Source organism: Agromyces sp. NPDC055658, assembly GCF_053618155.1.
The window spans coordinates 26,989-45,560 of sequence record NZ_JBSHHD010000034.1; the positions used below are offsets into that span (position 1 = coordinate 26,989).

Here is an 18,572-nt window from a genome sequence, read left to right on the forward strand (position 1 = left end):
GTGCCTCAGTCGGTAGTGTCGGACAGGGTGATGAAGGGCGGCTTCGCCGCGCGCGGGGTGGCGAGCACGGCGGCGCCGAAGCGCGGGAGGGCGAGGGTGCGGCCGTCGGTCGAACCGGTGAGCAGGTCGCGCGCCCCGGCGGGCACGTCGACCGTGATCTCGCGGCGGCCGTGGTTGAGCACGAAGGTGTAGTCGGTCGTCTCGTCGCTGCGGGTCACCGCCTCGAGGTCGAGGTCGATGCGCTCGCGCGCCGGCAGGCCGGCCGCGGCGAGCACGTCGCGGAAGAGGGCGATCAGCCCGTCGCGCTCGAGCACGCAGCTGACGTACCATGCGGTGCCACTCGGTCGGTCGAGGAGGGCGGAGCCAGTATCGAGCCCACCGCCCTCCGCGGGATCCGTGGTCTCGAGACGCTCGCTTCGCGCGCTGCTCGAGCGACGGATGGTGATCGCCGCTCGGCCGTCGAGCTCGCCCGAGGCGTACTGCGCGAGCACCTCGGTGCCGTCGTGCACCTCGATCCACTCGCCCCAGGTCGGGGCGTCGAACTCGGCGCCGGTGACGAACGCGACGCGCTCGGCGAGCCCGTCGGGCACCGGCCACTGCTCGTCGACCTCGACACCCAGGAGGCCGCGCAGCGGGCCGGGCGCTCCCCCGTCGTGCACCTTCTCGGTGTCGTCGACGACGCCCGAGAACGGACCGACGACGAGTTGGCCGCCGCGTGCGACGAAGTCGGAGAGCGCCTCGGCCTGCGAGGCATCCGAGACGTACAGGTTCGGCACCACGACGACGTCGTAGCCGTCGAACGGGCCGGTCGCCCGCACCGTGTCGACCGCGTGCCCGAGCGCGTGCAGCGCCGCGTGCCAGGCGCGGGCCTGTGCGAGCCAGTTGAGCCGCTGCGAGGGCAGCGACTCGGTCGCCGACGAGCCCCACCACGAGTCGTGGTCGACGACGAGCGCGACGCGCGAGCGCACGCGGGTGCCGCGCACCGGCTCGAGGCGCTTCAGCTCGGCGCCGAACGCCTTCGCCTCCTGGAACGAGCGGGATGCCTCGCCGCGGTGCCCGACCATCGCCGAGTGGAACTTCTCCTGCCCGTACTTCGCCTGGCGCCACTGGAAGACCATCGCCCCGTCGGAGCCGTGGGCGATCGCCTGCAGGCTGCCGATCCGATACTGGCCCGGTGCCTTCGGCACGTTGACGTCGCGCCAGCTGACGCCGCTCGGTGCCTGCTCGAGCAGCAGCCACGGCCGCCCGCCCTTGAGTGAGCGCATGTAGCCGTAGTTGAGGGCGGCCGGCACGTGCGCGAGCGGGTCGGCGGGGTCGGGGTACGCATCGTCGGTGACGAGGTCCTCGGCCGCGGCGAAGTCCCAGTAGTCGAGGTCGCGCAGGATCGACATGAAGTTCGTGGTGACGCCGATCTCGGGCGTGACCTCGCGCAGGATGTCGACCTCGAGCTGGAAGAGCTCGAGCAGCGCGTCCGACGAGAAGCGCTCGAAGTCGAGCAGCTGCGTCGGGTTCACGGGTCCGGTCGAGCGGCGCGGCGCCTCGATATGCGCCCAGTCGGTGTAGCGCTGGCCCCATACGTTCACGCCCCATGCCTCGTTGAGTCCGTCGAGGTCGCCGTAGCGGGCCTCGAGCCAGCGGCGGAAGTGCGCGGATGACTCGGGGCACCAGCAGCGCGAGACGTGATCGCCGTACTCGTTCGAGACGTGCCAGAGCGCGAGCGCCGGGTGTTCGCCGTAGCGTTCGGCCATCGCGCGCGTCATCCGCGCCACGTTCTCGCGCCAGACCGGAGAGCTGGGGCAGTACGCCTGGCGCGAGCCGAACTCGAGGCGCTGGCCGTCTTCGTTCGACGGCAGCATCTCGGGGTGGCTGCGGATGAGCCACGACGGCGGGGTCGCGGTCGCGGTGGCGAGGTCGACCTTGATGCCGCCCTCCCACAGGAGCTCGATGATGCGGTCGAGCCAGCCCCACTCGTAGACCCCGGGCGCGGTCTCGAGCTGCGGCCACGAGAACACCGGGAGGCTCACGATGTTGACACCGGCATCGCGCATGAGGCGGATGTCTTCGTGCCAGACCTCCTCCGACCACTGGTCGGGGTTGTAGTCGCCGCCGTAGGCGAGCGCGTCGAGGCGGATCGGCCGAGGGGACTCGTCGGTCACACCTGCTCCTCTCTGAGTGCGCGGGGATGTACAGTCTGCAGTGCAGAATGTATTCTGTATACAGACACCGTAAACCGGATGCCGGAAGCGGTCAAGCCCGGGCTGAGCCCTAGGCTTACCGCGACGGCCGAGGGGTCCGAAGGGCGAACACATGGCGATCGAACGCAAGAACCTGCGCTCGCAGGTCCGTGAGGAGTTGCTCGCGCGCATGCGCGCGGGCGAGGTGCAGCCGGGTGAGGGCATCAACGAGGTGCAGCTCGCCGGCGAGCTCGGCGTGAGTCGAACGCCGCTGCGAGAGGCCCTCATCGCCCTCGAGAGCGAAGGCCAGATCACGAGCGAGAACGGCAAGGGGTTCCGCTTCGTGCCGCTCAGCGCGAGCGAGTTCGAGGACCTCGCTCCCGTGATGGCCGCCCTCGAGAGCCTCGCGCTCGAACTGAGCCCGGTCGACGAGCTGCGCGAGATCGGCACCCGCCTCTCGAAGCTCGCCGCCGAGTTCGACCAGGAGGTCGTCGAGCACGCCCTCGTGGTCACGAAGGACGACGAGTGGCACGGCATCATGCTCTCGGCCTGCCCGAACCGGCGCCTCCTCGACGTGATCGAGAGCGTGCGCGGGGCGTTCCACCGCTACGAGTCGCTGCTCGTGCCGAACAACGTGATGATCGAGCGCGTCGCGGCCGAGCACGCCGCCATCGCGGCCTGCCTCTCCGAGGGCGACGTACCGGGCGCGGTCGCCGCGCTCAAGGTCAACTGGCTGCACGGCATGCGCCGCATCCTCGACAACGCGTCGAGCCCCTACTTCACCGCGTAGGCCGGTCGAGTGGGGCGAAGCCCGTATCGAGACCACCACTCCTGGAGGTCGGTCGAGTAGTCGCGAAGCGCCGTATCGAGACCACGACTCGTGAAGGTCCTCAGGTCTCGGCGCCGAGTACACGAAGCGGCGTCGGCCCGTGACGCTCGTCTTGCGGCAGGAGTTCGACCGGATCGACGAAGCGTACTTCGCGGAGGAGCAGGTGCAGGGTGTGGCCGCGCCAAGCGCCTCGCCCTGATCGAGGGACGATTCGACCTCTTGCCCGCGCTGGCGAAGAAGCGATTCCCGAAGAAGACGGACGGGTAGGAGCTATCGCGTGTCGGTGATCCCGATACGGCGCTGTGCGCCTACTCGACAGACCGGAAGCGTGCCCGGCGCTCGCGCGTTCGGTGGTTGACTTGGGCTGCCTCGACCGGCCCGGAGTTACCCCTTCACGGCACCGCCGAGCAGGCCCGACACGAACTGCTTCTGGAAGACCAGGAACAGCACGAGCAGCGGCAGCGTTGCGAGGAGCGACCCGAGCATGAGGCCCGAGTAGTCGACCCGCGACATGCCGATCATCGTGTTGAGCGCGACCGGCACCGTGTACTTGTCCTCGGTGTTGAGCATCAGCAGCGGCCATATGAACGAGTTCCATTGGCTGATGAACGTGTAGATCACGAGCGCCGCGAGCTGCGGCCGGGCGACGGGCAGCACGATGCGCCAGAAGGTGCGCAGCTCCCCCGCCCCGTCGATGCGCGCCGCCTCGATGAGCGTCACCGGGAAGTCGAGGAACGCCTGCCGCATCAGGAAGATGCCGAAGGCGTTCGCGAGGAACGGCAGGATCACCGCCTGGTACGTGTCGATGAGCCCCGCGCTCGCCATCATCTGGAAGAGCGGCACGAGCAGCACCTGCATCGGGATCATCATCGTCACGAGCACGACGCCGAGCAGCACCCCGCGCCCGCGGAACCGGTAGGTCGCGAGCCCGTAGCCCGCCATGACGCTGACCGCCGACGAGAACACGGTGTAGATCACCGCGATGCCGAAGCTGTTCAGCATGACCTGGCTGAAGTTCACCGACTCCTGGAGGCGCGCGAGGTTCTCCCACAACTGGTCGCCGGGCAGCGCCGGCAACGGCGTGCCGAAGAGTTCGGGCGTCGAGTGCGTCGACGCGATCACCATCCACAGGAACGGCACCACCGCGAGCACGCTCGCGAACGCGAGCACGAGGTAGACGGGCAGGCGCAGGATGCCGCGGGCGAGCGTCGGCCGGAAGCCGGAGGGCCGCTCCTCGCGGGGTGCGCCGACGGCGGGGTTGACGGCGGTCAGGGCGCTCGTCGCGGTCACGGCTTCTCCCTCATGAGTCGGAACTGCACGATCGAGATGATCGCGGTGATGACGACGAGCATCCAGGCGATCGCCGACGCGTACCCGAAGTCGAACTGCCGGAACCCGACCTTGTACAGGTAGAGCACCGGTGTCAGCGTCGCGTCGTTCGGTCCGCCCTCGGTGAGGATCCAGTTCTCGTCGAAGAGCTGTAGCGCGCCGATCGTCGACGTCACCGTGGTGAAGATCAGCACGGGCCGCAGTTGCGGGACGACGATGCGGGTGAAGATCTGCCAGCGACCGGCGCCGTCGATGCGTGCCGCCTCGTACAGCTCGCCGGGTATCGCCTGCAGCCCCGCGAGGATGATGACCATGTTGTAGCCGGTCCACCGCCAGGTGATCGCGGCGACGAGCGCGACGCGCGCCCACCACTCGTTGTTGAGCCAGTCGACGGGCGCGATGCCGACGAGGCCGAGCATCTGGTTGATCGCTCCCCCGTCGGTGGCGAGCATCACCTTGAAGACGACGGCGTAGGCCACGAGCGTCGTGACCGCGGGCAGGAAGGTCAGCAGCCGGAACCCCGAGCGGAACCGCAGCCACGACTGGTTGAGCAGGTAGGCGAGGCCGAGTGCGAGCCCGATCATGAGCGGTACCTGCACGATGAGGAGGAGGAGCGCATTGAAGAGGCTCTTCGCGATGAGCGGGTCTTCGAGCAGTCGCGCGTACTGCTCGAGGCCGACCCAGGTCGACACCCCGCCCGAGGTGGCGAAGAAGCTCTGCCAGAGCGAGGTGACGAGCGGGTAGGCGAAGAAGATCACGAGCAGGGCTGCTGCGGGCAGGGCGAACCACGCCCCCGGCCGCTGGAGGCGGCGCCCCAGCGACCGGCGGCGACCCGAGGCATCCGGCTTTCGCGAGCGGATGCCTCGGGCGGGTGCCGCGCCCCGCCCACCCGTGGTGAGCGTCGGCGTGGCCACGGCTACTCCGCGATCTCGCGACCGGTCGCGGTGGCGATCTGTTGCGCCGCGTCGTCGAGCGCCTGCTGCGGGTCGGCCCCGTTCAGCACGGCTGCGACGACGGCGTTGGCGACGATGTCCCTCGCCTCGGCGTTGTCGGTCGTGAACGTGATGGGCGGGATGTTCGCGGTCTGCTCGGCGAAGAGCTCGTAGACCGGCTGGCCGCCGAAGTACTCCTGCGGCTTCGCGAAGTACTCGCCCTCCAGCGCGGGCAGGTACGAGGGGAACAGGCCCTCGTTCTCCATCATCGACGCCTGGTTGTCGGCGTCGGCGAGCGCGAAGGCGATGAACGCCGCGGCGAGCTGCGGGTTCTTCGCCTGCGTCGGGATCGCGAGGCCGGATCCGCCGCTGTTCGAGGTGCGCACGCCGCCCTCCTCGAAGGCGGGCAGCTCGGTCACGCCGTACGTGCCGCTGAGCTCGGGGGCGTCGCCCTGCAGCGTGCCGATCCACCACACGGCTTCGGGGGTGACGGCCGAATCGCCGTCCTTCGCGCTCGTCACGCGGCCGTCCCAGCCGTCGACGTTCTTCAGCAGGCCCTTCTCGTTGATCGTCTTCAGCAGCGTGAGCGCCTCGACGGCCTCGGGCGAGTTGACGGCGATGTCGCCGTTCTCGTCGAACAGGCCCTGGCCCTGCTGCTGCAGCAGCATCTGGAAGCCGCCGCCCGTCGAGACGTCCTGCGACATGAGGGTGCGGCCGGTCTTCGCCTTGATCTGCTCGCCGGCGGCGACGAGCTCGTCCCAGGTCTTGATCGTGGTCGGGTCGATGCCCGCCTCGTCGAAGTAGTCGGCGCGGTAGAACAGGCCGACCGTGCCCGAGTCCCACGGCACGACCTTGAGCGCGCCGTCGGTGTCGGAGTGCGCCTGCCACTTGAACGGGTCGAAGTCGGCCTCGTCGTCGCCGAAGACGGGTGTGAGGTCGACGAGCCCGGTCGGGAACTCGTTGATGTACCCGGGCGCGACGTCGGTCTCGATCGTGACGACGTCGGGCAGTCCGCTGCCGGCCTGGAGGCCCACCGAGAGCTTGTCGTACGCGTTGTCGTAGCCGACGTCGACCACGTTGATCGTGGTGCCGGGGTGCTCGGCCTCGAACTCGGGGGCGAGCCGTTCGAGCGCGGTCGCCGCGACGTCCCACGACCAGACGGTGATCTCGCCGTCGAGCTTCGCGTCGGGATCGAGCACGACCTGGCCGCCCGAGGGCTGGCCGCCGCCCATGGCGCATCCGGCGAGGAGAGCCGCGGCGCCGAGGGCGACCACGGGAGCGAGCAGTGTGCGTGTTCTCATCTGACTTCCTTGTCTGGTTGGGAATTGCATTGCTGAGCGACGGTCGAGCAGGCGCGCAGCGCCGTAGCGGGACCGCGGATGCCTCGGGGCGGCGGTCTCGATCTGCGCTCGCCGCTATTCGGCCGACGATTCGGAGAGCTCGACCGCGAGGTCGATGAACAGCGCTGCCGACCAGCCGAACGCGGTGGTCGCGGTCGGCGCCTTCTCGCCCGTGAGCGGGTTGAAGTACTCGTGCGGCCCGCCGCCGTGCACGACGAGTGCGACCGTGCGCTCGGCGAGGTCGTGCGCGAGATCCTCGCGCCCCGACGCCCGCAGGCCTTCGACGATGAGCCGGTTGGTGTTGACCCACACCGGCCCCCGCCACATGCGCGTCGCCGAGAAGTCGGGGTCGGCGGCCGAGACCGTCGGCACCGACCAGGGCAGCGCGTACCGCTCGGGATCTCCGAGCGCCTCGACGAGCGCCGCGAGCACGGGCTCGGGCAGTGCTCCGGTCAGGAGCGGCATGAACCCGACGATCGCGTCGCTCGCGACCGCTTCGCCGGCCGCGCGGGCCTCGAAGCGGCCGGATGCCTCGTCCCACATGCCGAGCAGGAGCTCGAGCGTGCGCGCGGCACGTGACCGGTGCGCCGCGGGGTCGCCGGCGGCGTCCGCCCCGTAGCGCTCGGCGAGCCGGGCGAGTTCGAGGTCCTGCAGCACGAGGTAGGCGCCGAGGTCGGGCGCCGTCGTCGGCAGCGGGCCGTCGAAGATCGGGCTGTCGTCGAGTCCCGACGAGTAGGGGTGCCCGTACTCGGGCATGCCGTCGCCGTCGAGGTCGCTGCCCGAGAACCACCAGTCCTGCGACCGGCGGATCACGGCGAGCTGCCGCTCCGCCCACTCGGGGGCATCCTCGACCTCGAGCACCTTGCCGAGCGCCCAAGCCGCGAGCGGCGGCTTCGTGAGCGGCACCGGGGCGTTCGGGTCGGCGATCTGCGACCCTGCACGCCGCAACCGGTCGCGGTCGGCCTGCGGCAGGTCGTCGCTCGTGGCGAGCACGCCCTCCTCGTGCACGACGTCGGGCAGCTGCCCGTTCTCGCTCGGGAACCGGAACGCGATCTCGAGCTGCTCGCGCGCGAGCTCGGGGTCGCCGTGGCGCAGGCCCATCGCGATGAAGTACGCGTCCCACTGCCACACCCCGACGTAGCCGACCTTCGACGGCACGACGCCGCGCGCGTCGCCGAGGCCGGGCAGTTCGACGATGTTCGCGCCGAGCACCCACCAGCAGAACGCGGCCATCTGCTGCAGGTCGTCGCGCACGAGCGGGCACTTCGCGAGCCAGTCGAGCCACAGGCCCTCGGTGCCCGCGAGGTCGTCACCGTGCGACGTGGATGCCTCGTGCCGCACGCCGCGGTCGGCCGCCACGTGCAGGCGCACCGACGGCGCCTCCGGCGCGAGCTCGACTCGGGTCGACTCGCCGTCGGGGGTCGTCCACTCGACCGAGAGGCCTGCGCCTCCCCCGACCGACAGGGCACCGGCCCCGGCGAACGTGAGCGTCGCGGCGCCGTCGCCGAACTCGATCGCGTGCGGCAGCACCCCGGTGACGGGCAGCGCCAGCCCCGAGGCATCCCGCACGGTCAGTTCGTCGATGACGCGGCAGTCGTCGAGCCGGCGCTCGTACTCCGACGTGTGCACGCGCACGGCCGAAGCAGGGGCGCCGGCGCCCCCACGCGCTTCGACCGCCGCGCGGTCGGCCCGGAACACGAGCACGCGCGATCGCGGCAGGGTGAACGGAGCCTGCACCAGGTCGAGGTGGCGGCCGGCGAGGCCGGCCAGCGCCGAGGCATCCATGGTCTCGATACGGCGCTGCGCGCCTGCTCGACCGGCCAACGTCATCGTCCTCCCAGTCCCGAGGCGGCCATGCTGTTGAGGATGCGGCGCTGCCCGATGACGAACACGATGAGCATCGGGATCGTCGAGATCGCGCTCGCGGCCATCACGAGGCCGTAGTTCACCGAACCGAACTGTCCCTGGAAGCTCGACAGCAGCAGCGGCACCGTGAACAGGTCGGGCGTGTTCAGCAGCACGAGCGGGAACAGGAAGGCGTTCCACACGTCGAGCGCGACGATGATGCTGAGCGCCGCGAGACCCGGCTTCAGGTTCGGCAGGATGATGCTCCAGAAGACGCGCCAGCGTCCGGCGCCGTCGACGAGTGCCGCCTCCTCGAGCTCCCTCGGCAGGCTCAGCACGAACTGGCGCATGAGGAACACTGCGAACGGGTTCGCAAGCAGGCCGGGCACGATGAGCGCGAGGTGCGAGTCGACCCAGCCGAGCTGCGTCATGAGCAGGTAGAACGGGATGAGCGTGACCTGCTTCGGGATCATCTGCGTCGCGAGGAACACGATGAACAGCACCTTCGCGCCGCGGAAGCGGATGCGCGCGAACGCGTAACCGGCCATGGCGGCCGTGAGCAGCGTGCCGGCCACGACGAGCGCGGCGATGTACAGGCTGTTGAGGTACGCCTGGCCGAACGGCACCGCGTTCCAGGCATCGACGTAGTTGTCGAACGTCCAGGGCTGCGGCAGGAACGCGAGCGGGTCCTGCAGCAGCTGCGGCAGCGTCTTGAACGAGGTCAGCAGCATCCAGAGGAACGGGAAGACCATCGCGAGGCCGCCGACCACGAGTGCGACGTGCAGCACGGTCGAGCTGAGGCGGCGCTTGCCCTTGCCCGTGCGGGGCGCCGACGGGCGGTACCCGGGCGCGCTCATCGCGACCGTCGAGTCGGTCAGCGGCATCTGCGTGCCGTCGGCGAGGCGCGGATTCGTGAGACTCATGCTTCGTCGTCCTCGTAGTGCACGAACTTCTTCTGGGCGCCGAATTGGATCGCCGTGATGATGAGCGTCAGCACGAGCAGGATGACGCTCGCCGCGCTCGACGGCCCGATCTCGAACTCGCCGAAGCCGAGATCGTAGATGTGGTAGACGATCGTGCGCGTCGCGTTGTCGGGCCCGGCGTTCTGCACGAGCACGTAGACCGTGTCGAACGTCTGCAGCGACGAGATGAACGCGACGACCGACGAGAAGAACACGATCGGCGAGAGCAGCGGCAGGCGGACGCTCGTGAACAGGCGCCACGGACCGGCGCCGTCGATGCGTGCGGCCTCGATGACCGAGGGTGAGATGTTCTGGAGGCCCGCGAGGAAGATCACCACGTTGAGGCCGAGCGACGACCAGATCGTCACGATGCAGACCGCGAGCAGCGCGAGCTTCGGGTCCTGCAGCCAGTCGGGCGGCGCGATGCCGAAGATCTTCGAGATCGCCGTCGAGAGCACGCCGTCGCCGCGGAACATCTGCTGCCAGATCATCGCGACCGCGACGGTCGACGTGACGACCGGTGCGAAGAACAGAATGAGGTAGAGCGTCCGCGTCTTCAGCTTCTCGAGCGCGACCGCGATGATCACGGCGAGCCCCAGGCCGATCGGCACGGTGACGAACGCGATGATCAGCGTGTTGACGATCGACTTCCAGAGCAGTTCGTCCTGGAACTGGGCCGTGAAGTTCTCGAACCCGACCCAGGTCAGGTCGCCGAGGCCGTCCCAGCTCGCGAACGCGAGCACGAGGCTCGCTGCGAACGGCACGACTACGAACAGCGCCATGCCGAAGAGCTGGGGCGCGATGAAGACGTACCCCCAACGCCGGTCGCGGCGACGCCAGGCCGGCTCCTTGCGGAACCGGCCCGGCGTGGGGGCGGATGCCGCAGGGAGGTCCTGCAGCATCCGCTCACCGGAAGCGATCTGACTCACGTCTATTCGCCCGACTTCTCCGCGACGAGGTCGGCGGCGGCGTCCAGCGTCGCCTGCGCGTCGGCCTTGCCCTCGTAGAGCTTCAGGAACTCGTCGCTGATGTCGATCGAGAGCCCGGGCACGCGCGCCTCGGGGGCGTAGTCCTCGAAGCCGATGTCGCGCATGTCGAGGAAGGTCTGCGCGTGCGCGGGGTAGCCGTCCTCGAGCACGACCTCGTCGGCGCCCTTGATCGACGGGACCGCGTTGCCGCCGCCCTCGAGCCGGAACTTCTGGCCCTCGGCGCTCAGGAACTCGGTCCAGAACGTGAACGCCGCATCCTTCGCGTCGGTCTTGCCGTTGATCGCGAGGTACGAGGCGGCGACGCCCGTCGGGGCCTCCTGACCGTCAGGAGTCGGCCAGCGAACGATGTCGTAGTTGTCGGGGTTTCCGGCCGTCTGGACGGTTCCGATCGTGTAGCGACCCTGCACGAAGAAGCCCGCCTTGTCGGTCACGAAGACGCTGTCGGCGCCCGCGCCCTCGGGCAGCGTGTCGGCGACGACGAACGTGCCGTCCTGGAAGAGACCGCCGAACTCGTCGAGTGCCTTCACGCTCGCGGCGTCGGTGTTGGCCGTGAACGCGCCCGACTCGTCGTACGGCGCAGGCAGGCCCTGCGACGACAGCCAGCTCCAATGGGTGGCCCAGTAGTTCCAGAACATCGTGCCCGTGAGGCCGGCGTCCTTGAGCTTGGCGTTCATCTCGAGGTACTTGTCGGTCGTCCACTCGCCGTTCTCGGCGAGCGTCGCCGGGTCTTCGGTGATGCCGGCCGCCTCGAGCGCCGCCTTGTCGTACCAGAGCACGTCGGGGTTCGAGTCGTTCGGGGCGCCGTAGTACTCGCCCTCCTTCTCGGCCACGCCGAACAGGCCCGGGTAGAAGTCGTCGGGCTTGGTCTGGCTGTCCTTCGACTCCATGAGCTTCTTGAGCGGCATGAGCCGGCCCGAGTCGACGAACTGGCCCATCTTGTCGTCGCCGACGTAGAACACGTCGGGCGCCGTGTTGCTTGCGAGCTGGGCGAGCAGCTTCGAGTGGTAGTCGCCGTAGTCGGCCACCGGCTGGAGCTTGACGGTGATGTCGGGGTGGCGCTTCATGAACTCCTTGTTGAAGTCCTCGTAGCGGGTGAGCTCCTCTGCGGTGCCCCAGGTCGACCACACCACGGTGTTCTCGTCGTTGCCACCTCCCCCGCCGCTGCACGCCGCGAGTCCGATCGCGATGGCGCTCGCAGCACCGATCGCCAGCAGACGCCTCATCTTCGAGTTCGAGCGGGCCATTCCGCTACCTCTTTCGTCATTGCAGGAGGAGCCGGCGTGGGGAGCCGGCGTGAGGGGGATTGATCGTCATTATTCTGTATACAAAACTCAATTCCGTCAAGGTGCGGCAGGTCACGAACGCGCAACGGCATACCCAGTCGGTGCGTCATTCACGTGCGGAGGCGTGTCGCACCCGGTTCTGCGCGATGCCGATGCGCGAGACGCCGCTCCACTCCTGACTTGCGCACGGACGCGCGAGTTCACACTGCTCGGCGGCGCGCAAACGACGGATGCCCCGTGGCCGATCGGCCACGGGGCATCCGTGTCGTACTGGGTGAGGTGAACGCTAGACGCGCGCCGGCAGCTTGGCGGCGACCAGCTCCGCGATCTGCACGGCGTTGAGCGCCGCGCCCTTGCGCAGGTTGTCGTTCGAGACGAAGAGCACGAGGCCCCGGCCGTCGGGCGCCGACTGGTCCTGGCGGATTCGGCCGACGTAGCTCGGGTCGTTGCCCGCCGCCTGCAGCGGGGTCGGCACGTCGGAGAGCGCGACGCCGGGCGCGTCGGCAAGCAGCTCGGTCGCGCGCTCGGGCGTGATCGGGTTCGCGAACTCGGCGTGGATCGACAGCGAGTGGCCCGTGAAGACCGGCACGCGCACGCACGTGCCGGCGACGAGCAGGCCCGGCAGCTCGAGGATCTTGCGGCTCTCGTTGCGGAGCTTCTTCTCCTCGTCGGTCTCGTTGTCGCCGTCGTCGACGATCGAGCCCGCGAGCGGGATCACGTCGAACGCGATCGGGCGCACGAACTTCTCGGGCTCGGGGAACTCGACGGCGGCACCGTCGTGCACGAGGCCGATCGCGTCCTGCGCCACGGCGGCGCGGGCCTGCTCGAGCAGCTCCTCGCCGCCGGCGAGCCCGGCACCAGAGACGGCCTGGTAGGTCGAGACGATGAGACGCTCGAGCCCGGCCTCGTCGTGCAGCACCTTGAGCACCGGCATCGCAGCCATGGTGGTGCAGTTCGGGTTCGCGATGATGCCCTTCGCGGCCTCGTCGATCGCGTGCGGGTTGACCTCGCTGACGACGAGCGGCACCTCGGGGTCCATGCGCCAGCCGCTCGAGTTGTCGATGACGGTCACGCCGGCGGCCGCGAACCGCGGCGCCTGCGCCTTCGAGAGCGTCGCGCCGGCGGAGAAGATCGCGAGGTCGAGACCGGTCGGGTCGGCGGTCGACGCGTCTTCGACGACGATCTCCTCGCCCTTGAACGGCAGCGTCGTGCCCGCCGAGCGCGCCGACGCGAAGAAGCGGATCCGCGCGACCGGGAAGTCTCGCTCCTCGAGCAGTCGCCGCACGACCGCGCCGACCTGGCCGGTGGCGCCGACGACGCCGATGTTCACACCATTGCTCATGTCACCCTCTTGCTTTCGAGTTCTCTTCAGTTTGCAGGACTTCGGATGTGCCGCAGGCCGGATCGCGTGAATCCGGCCCGAATTGGCAGCATTCCCCTGATTCGGGGCGGGATGCCTCCTGGCCTGGCCTTCGGCCGGCCGCCGCCGGCCGGCAGTCGGCATGCGCCCGAGGCATCCGGCGTCTAGCGGCCCGTGCCCCCGTGCACGACCGCGTCGTCGTCGCCGTCGAGGTCGAAGGCGGTGTGCACGGCGCGGGCGGCGGCGTGCACGCTGTCGGCGCGCGTGACGACCGAGATTCGGATCTCGCTCGTGGAGATCATCTCGATGTTGATGCCCGCCTGGTAGAGCGCCTCGAAGAGCTTCGCCGAGACCCCTGTCGCCGAGCGCATCGCATTGCCGACCAGCGAGAGCTTGCCGATCTGGTCGTCGTACTGCAGCGCCTCGAAACCGATCGCGTCCTGCGCGCCGGCGAGGGCGGTGAGCGCCTTCTCGCCGTCGGCCTTCGGCACGGTGAACGAGATGTCGGTGCGGCCGGTCGCGGCGGCGGAGACGTTCTGCACGATGACGTCGACGTTCGCGTTCGTGCCGGCGACGATCTTGAAGATCTTCGCCGCGGCGCCCGGCTTGTCGGGCACTCCGACGACCGTGATCTTCGCCTCGGACAGGTCGATCGCGACTCCGGCGATGACGGACTCTTCCACAGCTGCTCCTTCGGGAAGACGCGAGGGGTCGTAGACGATCGTCCCCTCGTTGTTGTTGAACGACGAGCGCACGTGCAGGGTCACGCCGTGGCGGCGTGCGTACTCGACGGCGCGGATGTGCAGGACCTTGGCGCCCGACGCGGCGAGTTCGAGCATCTCTTCACTCGTGATGCGATCGAGCTTGTGCGCCTTCTTCACGACGCGCGGGTCGGAGGTGAAGACGCCGTCGACGTCGGTGTAGATCTCGCAGACGTCGGCGTCGAGCGACGCGGCGAGGGCGACGGCGGTCGTGTCGCTGCCGCCGCGGCCGAGGGTCGTGATGTCGCGGGTGTCGCGGTTGAAGCCCTGGAAGCCGGCGACGATGACGATGGCGCCCTCGTCGAGCGCCTCGCGCAGGCGCACGGGCGTGACGTCGACGATGCGGGCGGCGCCGTGCTGGGCGTCGGTGATCATGCCGGCCTGGCTGCCGGTGAAGCTGCGCGCCTCGTGCCCCATGCTCTTGATCGCCATCGCGAGCAGCGCCATCGAGATGCGCTCGCCGGCCGAGAGCAGCATGTCGAGCTCGCGCGGCGCGGGGATGGGCGTGACCTCGTTCGCGAGGTCGAGCAGCTCGTCGGTCGTGTCGCCCATGGCGGAGACGGCGACGACGACGTCGTTGCCCGCCTTGCGCGTCTCGACGATGCGCTTCGCGACCCGCTTGATGCTCTCCGCGTCGGCGACGGACGACCCGCCGAACTTCTGCACGATCAAGCTCACGGGGCCTCCAGGGGGTTCTGGGCGCGCGCGGGCCGACGGGCCCGTCGTCGGATGCTTCATCATACGGCGGCCCGCATGCACGCCCCGCCATGTGACGCCGGGCGGCGCCCGCTCACTCGCCGTGCGGGCGCGGCATGTACCACTCGGTGAACTCGGACGCACGGCCGTCGGGCGCGAAGCGGATCACCCACAGGTTGAGGTAGTCGCGTTCGGCCGGGTACTCGGTGCGCCCCTGCACGAGCGCGAGGTCGGATGCCTCGTGCACGGCGCTCCACTCGAACGACCACTCGCCGTCGGCGTCGGCGTGCTCGAGCCAGCCGGTGACGATGCCCTCGTGCCCGCGCAGGGGCTCGGCGTCGGGCGCCAGGAGGTAGATCGCGTCGTCGGTGAAGAGGGCGCGGATGTCGTCGGGGTCGTTGCTGCGCCACGCCCTGACGTACCCGTCGACCCAGGTCGCGGTGCGTTCGGATGCCTGCTCGCGCTTCGTCGCGGTCATGCCTTCGGTCTACGCGCGCCGCGGGCGTGCGTCAACCGCCCGGCGGCGCACTCCCCCCGCCGGCTCGCGCCGAGCTCGCCCGCCGAACGTGCGGTCGCGGCCCTGAATCGGACGACGAGTGCACGCTCGACGCGAGGGGCTTCCTTCGAACGATGGAATGGGCCCGTCAGGTGACGACGCGACGCCCTTCGAACGCACGACCGAGCGTGACCTCGTCGGCGTACTCGAGGTCGCCGCCCACCGGCAGGCCCGAGGCGAGTCGCGTCACCTTGATCTCGAGGGTGGTGAGCAGCCGGCTGAGGTAGGTCGCCGTCGCCTCGCCCTCGAGGTTGGGGTCGGTCGCGATGATGACCTCGGTGACCGAGCCGTCGGCGAGCCGCTGCATGAGCTGGCGGATGCGCAGCTCGTCGGGGCCGATGCCGTCGATCGGGCTGATCGCGCCGCCGAGCACGTGGTACAGCCCTCGGAACTCGCGGGTGCGCTCGATCGCGACCACGTCCTTGGCCTCCTCGACGACGCAGATGAACGACGGGTCGCGCCGCGGGTCGCGGCAGATCGAGCAGGTCGCCTGCTCGGAGACGTTGCCGCAGATCTCGCAGAAGCGCACCTTGTCGCGGATCTGGAGGAGGATCTCGGCGAGGCGCGAGACGTCGAAGTGCTCGGTCTGCACGATGTGGAACGCGATGCGCTGCGCCGACTTCGGCCCGATGCCGGGCAGCCGGCCGAGTTCGTCGATCAGTTCTTGGACGATGCCTTCGTACACGGGCTACGCACGCTCCCCGAAGCCGCTGCCTGGGACCTCGATCTCTTCGAGGAAGGTCGCGCCGAGCACCTCGCGGACGACCGCCTCGCCGTACCGCTGGATACCGCCGTCGGTCGTCGCGGCCGCCTGGCGCGGCCGGCTCGGTGCCGGCCGTGGGGCTGTTGCGGGCCGGGTCGGCGCAGGCGGGTCGAACCGCTCGGGTTCGGGACCGGGATCGAACGGCGGCTCGTCGTCGATGGGCGGCGCCTCGCTGTCGTCGGGCACGAAATCGGGCGCGTCGCTCGTGGCCTCGGGGCGAGTGCCCGGAGCGACCGGCGCCGGCTCGGCGGCCGGTCGCTCGGCGAGTGCGGTCGCGGTGCGGGCGAGCGGCGCGGCCGTGCCCGCGTCGGATGCGGGTTCGGGGTCGCGCGGAATGGCGACCGTCGCCCACGAGTCGACGGGCCCCGACGAGGCGGGCGTGACGGTGCTCGGCGCGTTCGGCGTCGCGTCGACCGCGGGCGCCGAGGCCCCTGCCCGATTCGGCGTCGCGGAGTCTGATGCCGGGCTCGCCGGCGCGGCGACCGGCGCCCCGGCGCCATCGCCGCTCGGGCGCGTGGGTGCCGACGGGGGCGTCTCGGGACGTGCGGAACCGCCCGGCGCGCCGCCGCCGATGACGCGCGGGACGAACTTGACCGTCACCCCGAGCACCTCGTCGATCGCCGCACGGAGCAGCTCGGCCGAGTTCTGCGCACCTGTGCCGTTGCGCAGGCCCTCGACGTCGCCCGCGCTCGTGAAGCCGAGCACGAGGACTGCCTCGTCGGTGCGGTACTCGAGCACCTGGGCCGTCAGCGCCGCCATCCATGCCGTGCGCTTCTTGCGCTGGAGCACGCTCAGCACCTCGGGCCAGGCGTCGCGCATCTGCTGCACGGTGATCGGCCCGCTCGGACGCACGAACGCCGGTTCGGCCGGGGACGTGTCGGCCACCGGAGGCCCGGCCGACGGTTCGGCGGACGCCGGAGGGGTCTCGGGCATGACGGCCGAGATCACCTCGGACGCCCGGGCGGGCTCGGCCGCCGCGGGCTCGGTACCGCGGGCGGGGCGCGCGGGCTCGACCGGGACCCGCGGTGCCTCGGCGGCGCGCGGAGCCGGCGCCTCGGCTCGGACGGCAGCGGGCGTGCCGGCAGGCGGCGCGATCGGCGCCGCCGCTCCCCCGGCGCCGACCTGGCGCTCGAGGCGCTCGACGCGCGCGAGCGCACCGCGCTCGGTGTCGTCGCTCGACGGCACGAGCACGCGCGCGAGCATGAGTTCGAGATGCAGGCGCGGGGAGGTCGCACCGGTCATCTCGGTGAGGGTCTGGCTGACGAGATCGGCGACCCGGGAGAGCTCGGCCGGGCCGAACGACTGCGCCTGCACGGCCATGCGCGCCAGTTCGTCTTCGGGGACGCCCCGCAGCACGGCGGCCGCGGCCTCGGGCGTCGAGGCCGCGACGACTATGAGGTCGCGCAGCCGCTCGAGCAGGTCTTCGACGAATCGACGAGGGTCTTGGCCCGTCTGCACGACGCGGTCGGCCGCTGCGAACGCGCCGGCGGCGTCGTGCGCGCCGATCGCGTCGATGACCTCGTCGAGGAGGGCCCCGTGCGTGTAGCCGAGCAGCGCGACCGCGCGCTCGTAGTCGATCGCCGAACCCTCGGAGCCCGCGATCAGCTGGTCGAGCAGCGACAGGGTGTCACGGGGCGACCCGCCGCCGGCCCGCACGACGAGTGCGAGCACGCCGGGTTCGACCGAGATGCCCTCTTCGTTGCAGAGCTGCTGCACGTACTCGAGCATCGGCGCGGGCGGAACGAGCCGGAACGGATAGTGGTGCGTGCGCGACCGGATCGTGCCGAGCACCTTGTCGGGCTCGGTCGTCGCGAAGATGAACTTGATGTGCTCGGGCGGCTCTTCGACGATCTTCAGCAGCGCGTTGAAGCCGCCGGAGGTCACCATGTGCGCCTCGTCGATGATGAAGATCTTGTAGCGGTCGCGCGCGGGGGCGAAGATCGCCCGCTCGCGCAGGTCGCGGGCGTCGTCGACACCGCCGTGGCTCGCCGCGTCGATCTCGACGACGTCGAGCGAGCCGCCCCCGCCGCGCGACAGCTCGACGCAGCTCGGGCACACACCGCACGGGGCGTCGGTCGGCCCCTCGGCGCAGTTGAGGCAACGCGCGAGGATGCGAGCGGAGGTCGTCTTGCCGCACCCGCGCGGCCCGCTGAACAGGTAGGCGTGATTGACCCGATCGGTGCGGAGCGCCGTCATCAGCGGCTCCGTCACCTGGGACTGGCCGATCATCTCGGCGAACGTCTCTGGCCGGTAGCGGCGATATAGGGCGGTGACCACGCATCAATCGTAGTTGCCGCGTCCGACACGGCATCCGGATGCCTCGGGCGTACGATGCTCGGACGGAAGGAGCGTGATCACGGTGACGACGATGACCCCGGCTCAGCTCGAACGGTTCCAGGCCCGGTTGCTCGCCGAGCGTGCCGACGCCGAGGAGCGCGCCGCCGAGTTCGACGACCAGATGAGCGAGGTCCGCCATGCGCGGTCCGAGGCGAGCGCCGACGACGAGCACGACCCCGAGGGGCCCACGATGACCCAGGAATGGTCGCAGCGCACCGCCGTGCTCGCCGACGTGCAGGCGGAGCTCGCCGACATCGACCACGCCCTCGCCCGCATCGCCGACGGCACCTACGGCGTCTGCGCCCGCTGCGGCAAGCGCATCACCGTCGCCCGGCTCGACGCCCGGCCGACCGCGACGCTCTGCATCGACTGCGCACGCCTCGCTCGGTGACGACGGGGTGCCCGGCGCTCGGCGC

Annotated in this window: 15 protein-coding genes; 2 read left to right on the forward strand and 13 right to left on the reverse strand. The window is 70.3% G+C overall.

Translation table 11 applies throughout. The annotated features are described in order from the left end of the window. Positions 1 to 5: 5 nt before the first annotated feature. Positions 6 to 2,156 carry a beta-galactosidase gene (locus ACWGPE_RS15125; protein WP_452049013.1) on the reverse strand — a complete coding sequence of 717 codons (2,151 nt, stop codon included), beginning with the start codon at positions 2,154 to 2,156 and terminating at the stop codon, positions 6 to 8. Between the two features lie 151 nt (positions 2,157 to 2,307). Between ACWGPE_RS15125 and ACWGPE_RS15130 the strand changes: the two genes are divergently transcribed. Further along, on the forward strand, positions 2,308 to 2,964 hold the full coding sequence (locus tag ACWGPE_RS15130; RefSeq protein WP_376931243.1) for a GntR family transcriptional regulator: 657 nt from the start codon (positions 2,308 to 2,310) through the stop codon (positions 2,962 to 2,964). A gap of 423 nt (positions 2,965 to 3,387) precedes the next feature. Here the strand turns inward: ACWGPE_RS15130 and ACWGPE_RS15135 are convergent, their stop codons facing one another. From ACWGPE_RS15135 to ACWGPE_RS15190, 12 genes are all read right to left on the reverse strand, one after another. Next, positions 3,388 to 4,293, reverse strand: a complete 906-nt coding sequence (locus tag ACWGPE_RS15135; RefSeq protein ID WP_452049014.1) for a carbohydrate ABC transporter permease — start codon at positions 4,291 to 4,293, stop codon at positions 3,388 to 3,390. Then, complete coding sequence (locus tag ACWGPE_RS15140; RefSeq protein ID WP_275506488.1) at positions 4,290 to 5,246, reverse strand: carbohydrate ABC transporter permease; 957 nt, start codon at positions 5,244 to 5,246, stop codon at positions 4,290 to 4,292. Before ACWGPE_RS15140 ends, ACWGPE_RS15135 begins: the two co-directional genes overlap by 4 nt. 2 nt (positions 5,247 to 5,248) lie before the next feature. Beyond that, complete coding sequence (locus ACWGPE_RS15145) at positions 5,249 to 6,565, reverse strand: ABC transporter substrate-binding protein (protein ID WP_452049015.1); 1,317 nt, start codon at positions 6,563 to 6,565, stop codon at positions 5,249 to 5,251. 114 nt (positions 6,566 to 6,679) lie between these two features. Then, positions 6,680 to 8,428 (reverse strand): amylo-alpha-1,6-glucosidase, encoded by a 1,749-nt coding sequence (locus tag ACWGPE_RS15150; RefSeq protein ID WP_452049016.1) that lies wholly within the window; start codon positions 8,426 to 8,428, stop codon positions 6,680 to 6,682. A 2-nt stretch (positions 8,429 to 8,430) separates the two neighbouring features. Continuing rightward, positions 8,431 to 9,372: a carbohydrate ABC transporter permease gene (locus tag ACWGPE_RS15155; RefSeq protein ID WP_452049017.1), complete on the reverse strand. Its 942-nt coding sequence runs from the start codon at positions 9,370 to 9,372 to the stop codon at positions 8,431 to 8,433. Next, entirely contained in the window at positions 9,369 to 10,313 is a 945-nt protein-coding gene (locus tag ACWGPE_RS15160; protein WP_452049018.1) for a carbohydrate ABC transporter permease, read from the reverse strand. Before ACWGPE_RS15160 ends, ACWGPE_RS15155 begins: the two co-directional genes overlap by 4 nt. Positions 10,314 to 10,342: 29 nt before the next feature. Next, positions 10,343 to 11,623 (reverse strand): ABC transporter substrate-binding protein, encoded by a 1,281-nt coding sequence (locus ACWGPE_RS15165; RefSeq protein ID WP_231431749.1) that lies wholly within the window; start codon positions 11,621 to 11,623, stop codon positions 10,343 to 10,345. 346 nt (positions 11,624 to 11,969) lie between these two features. After that, positions 11,970 to 13,025 (reverse strand): aspartate-semialdehyde dehydrogenase, encoded by a 1,056-nt coding sequence (locus ACWGPE_RS15170; protein ID WP_231431750.1) that lies wholly within the window; start codon positions 13,023 to 13,025, stop codon positions 11,970 to 11,972. A gap of 182 nt (positions 13,026 to 13,207) precedes the next feature. Further along, complete coding sequence (locus ACWGPE_RS15175) at positions 13,208 to 14,482, reverse strand: aspartate kinase (protein WP_231431751.1); 1,275 nt, start codon at positions 14,480 to 14,482, stop codon at positions 13,208 to 13,210. Positions 14,483 to 14,594: 112 nt separating this feature from the next. Further along, on the reverse strand, positions 14,595 to 14,978 hold the full coding sequence (locus tag ACWGPE_RS15180; protein WP_452049019.1) for a nuclear transport factor 2 family protein: 384 nt from the start codon (positions 14,976 to 14,978) through the stop codon (positions 14,595 to 14,597). A gap of 166 nt (positions 14,979 to 15,144) precedes the next feature. After that, on the reverse strand, positions 15,145 to 15,741 hold the full coding sequence (recR, locus tag ACWGPE_RS15185; protein WP_231431754.1) for a recombination mediator RecR: 597 nt from the start codon (positions 15,739 to 15,741) through the stop codon (positions 15,145 to 15,147). Between the two features lie 3 nt (positions 15,742 to 15,744). Continuing rightward, positions 15,745 to 18,096, reverse strand: a complete 2,352-nt coding sequence (locus ACWGPE_RS15190; protein ID WP_452049020.1) for a DNA polymerase III subunit gamma and tau — start codon at positions 18,094 to 18,096, stop codon at positions 15,745 to 15,747. A 91-nt stretch (positions 18,097 to 18,187) separates the two neighbouring features. On the opposite strand from ACWGPE_RS15190, the gene ACWGPE_RS15195 reads away from it, so the two are divergent. After that, positions 18,188 to 18,547, forward strand: coding sequence for a TraR/DksA family transcriptional regulator (locus ACWGPE_RS15195; protein WP_231432376.1), 360 nt, complete (start codon positions 18,188 to 18,190; stop codon positions 18,545 to 18,547). Positions 18,548 to 18,572 lie beyond the last annotated feature (25 nt).

Bases quoted from the DNA above. Each gene is read 5' to 3' on its own strand.
- ACWGPE_RS15130 (WP_376931243.1), top strand. From the start codon at position 2,308: ATGGCGATCGAACGCAAGAACCTGCGCTCGCAGGTCCGTGAGGAGTTG.
- ACWGPE_RS15160 (WP_452049018.1), bottom strand. From the start codon at position 10,313: ATGCTGCAGGACCTCCCTGCGGCATCCGCCCCCACGCCGGGCCGGTTC.
- ACWGPE_RS15180 (WP_452049019.1), bottom strand. From the start codon at position 14,978: ATGACCGCGACGAAGCGCGAGCAGGCATCCGAACGCACCGCGACCTGG.
- ACWGPE_RS15145 (WP_452049015.1), bottom strand. From the start codon at position 6,565: ATGAGAACACGCACACTGCTCGCTCCCGTGGTCGCCCTCGGCGCCGCG.
- ACWGPE_RS15170 (WP_231431750.1), bottom strand. From the start codon at position 13,025: ATGAGCAATGGTGTGAACATCGGCGTCGTCGGCGCCACCGGCCAGGTC.
- ACWGPE_RS15165 (WP_231431749.1), bottom strand. From the start codon at position 11,623: ATGAGGCGTCTGCTGGCGATCGGTGCTGCGAGCGCCATCGCGATCGGA.
- ACWGPE_RS15155 (WP_452049017.1), bottom strand. From the start codon at position 9,372: ATGAGTCTCACGAATCCGCGCCTCGCCGACGGCACGCAGATGCCGCTG.
- ACWGPE_RS15195 (WP_231432376.1), top strand. From the start codon at position 18,188: ATGACCCCGGCTCAGCTCGAACGGTTCCAGGCCCGGTTGCTCGCCGAG.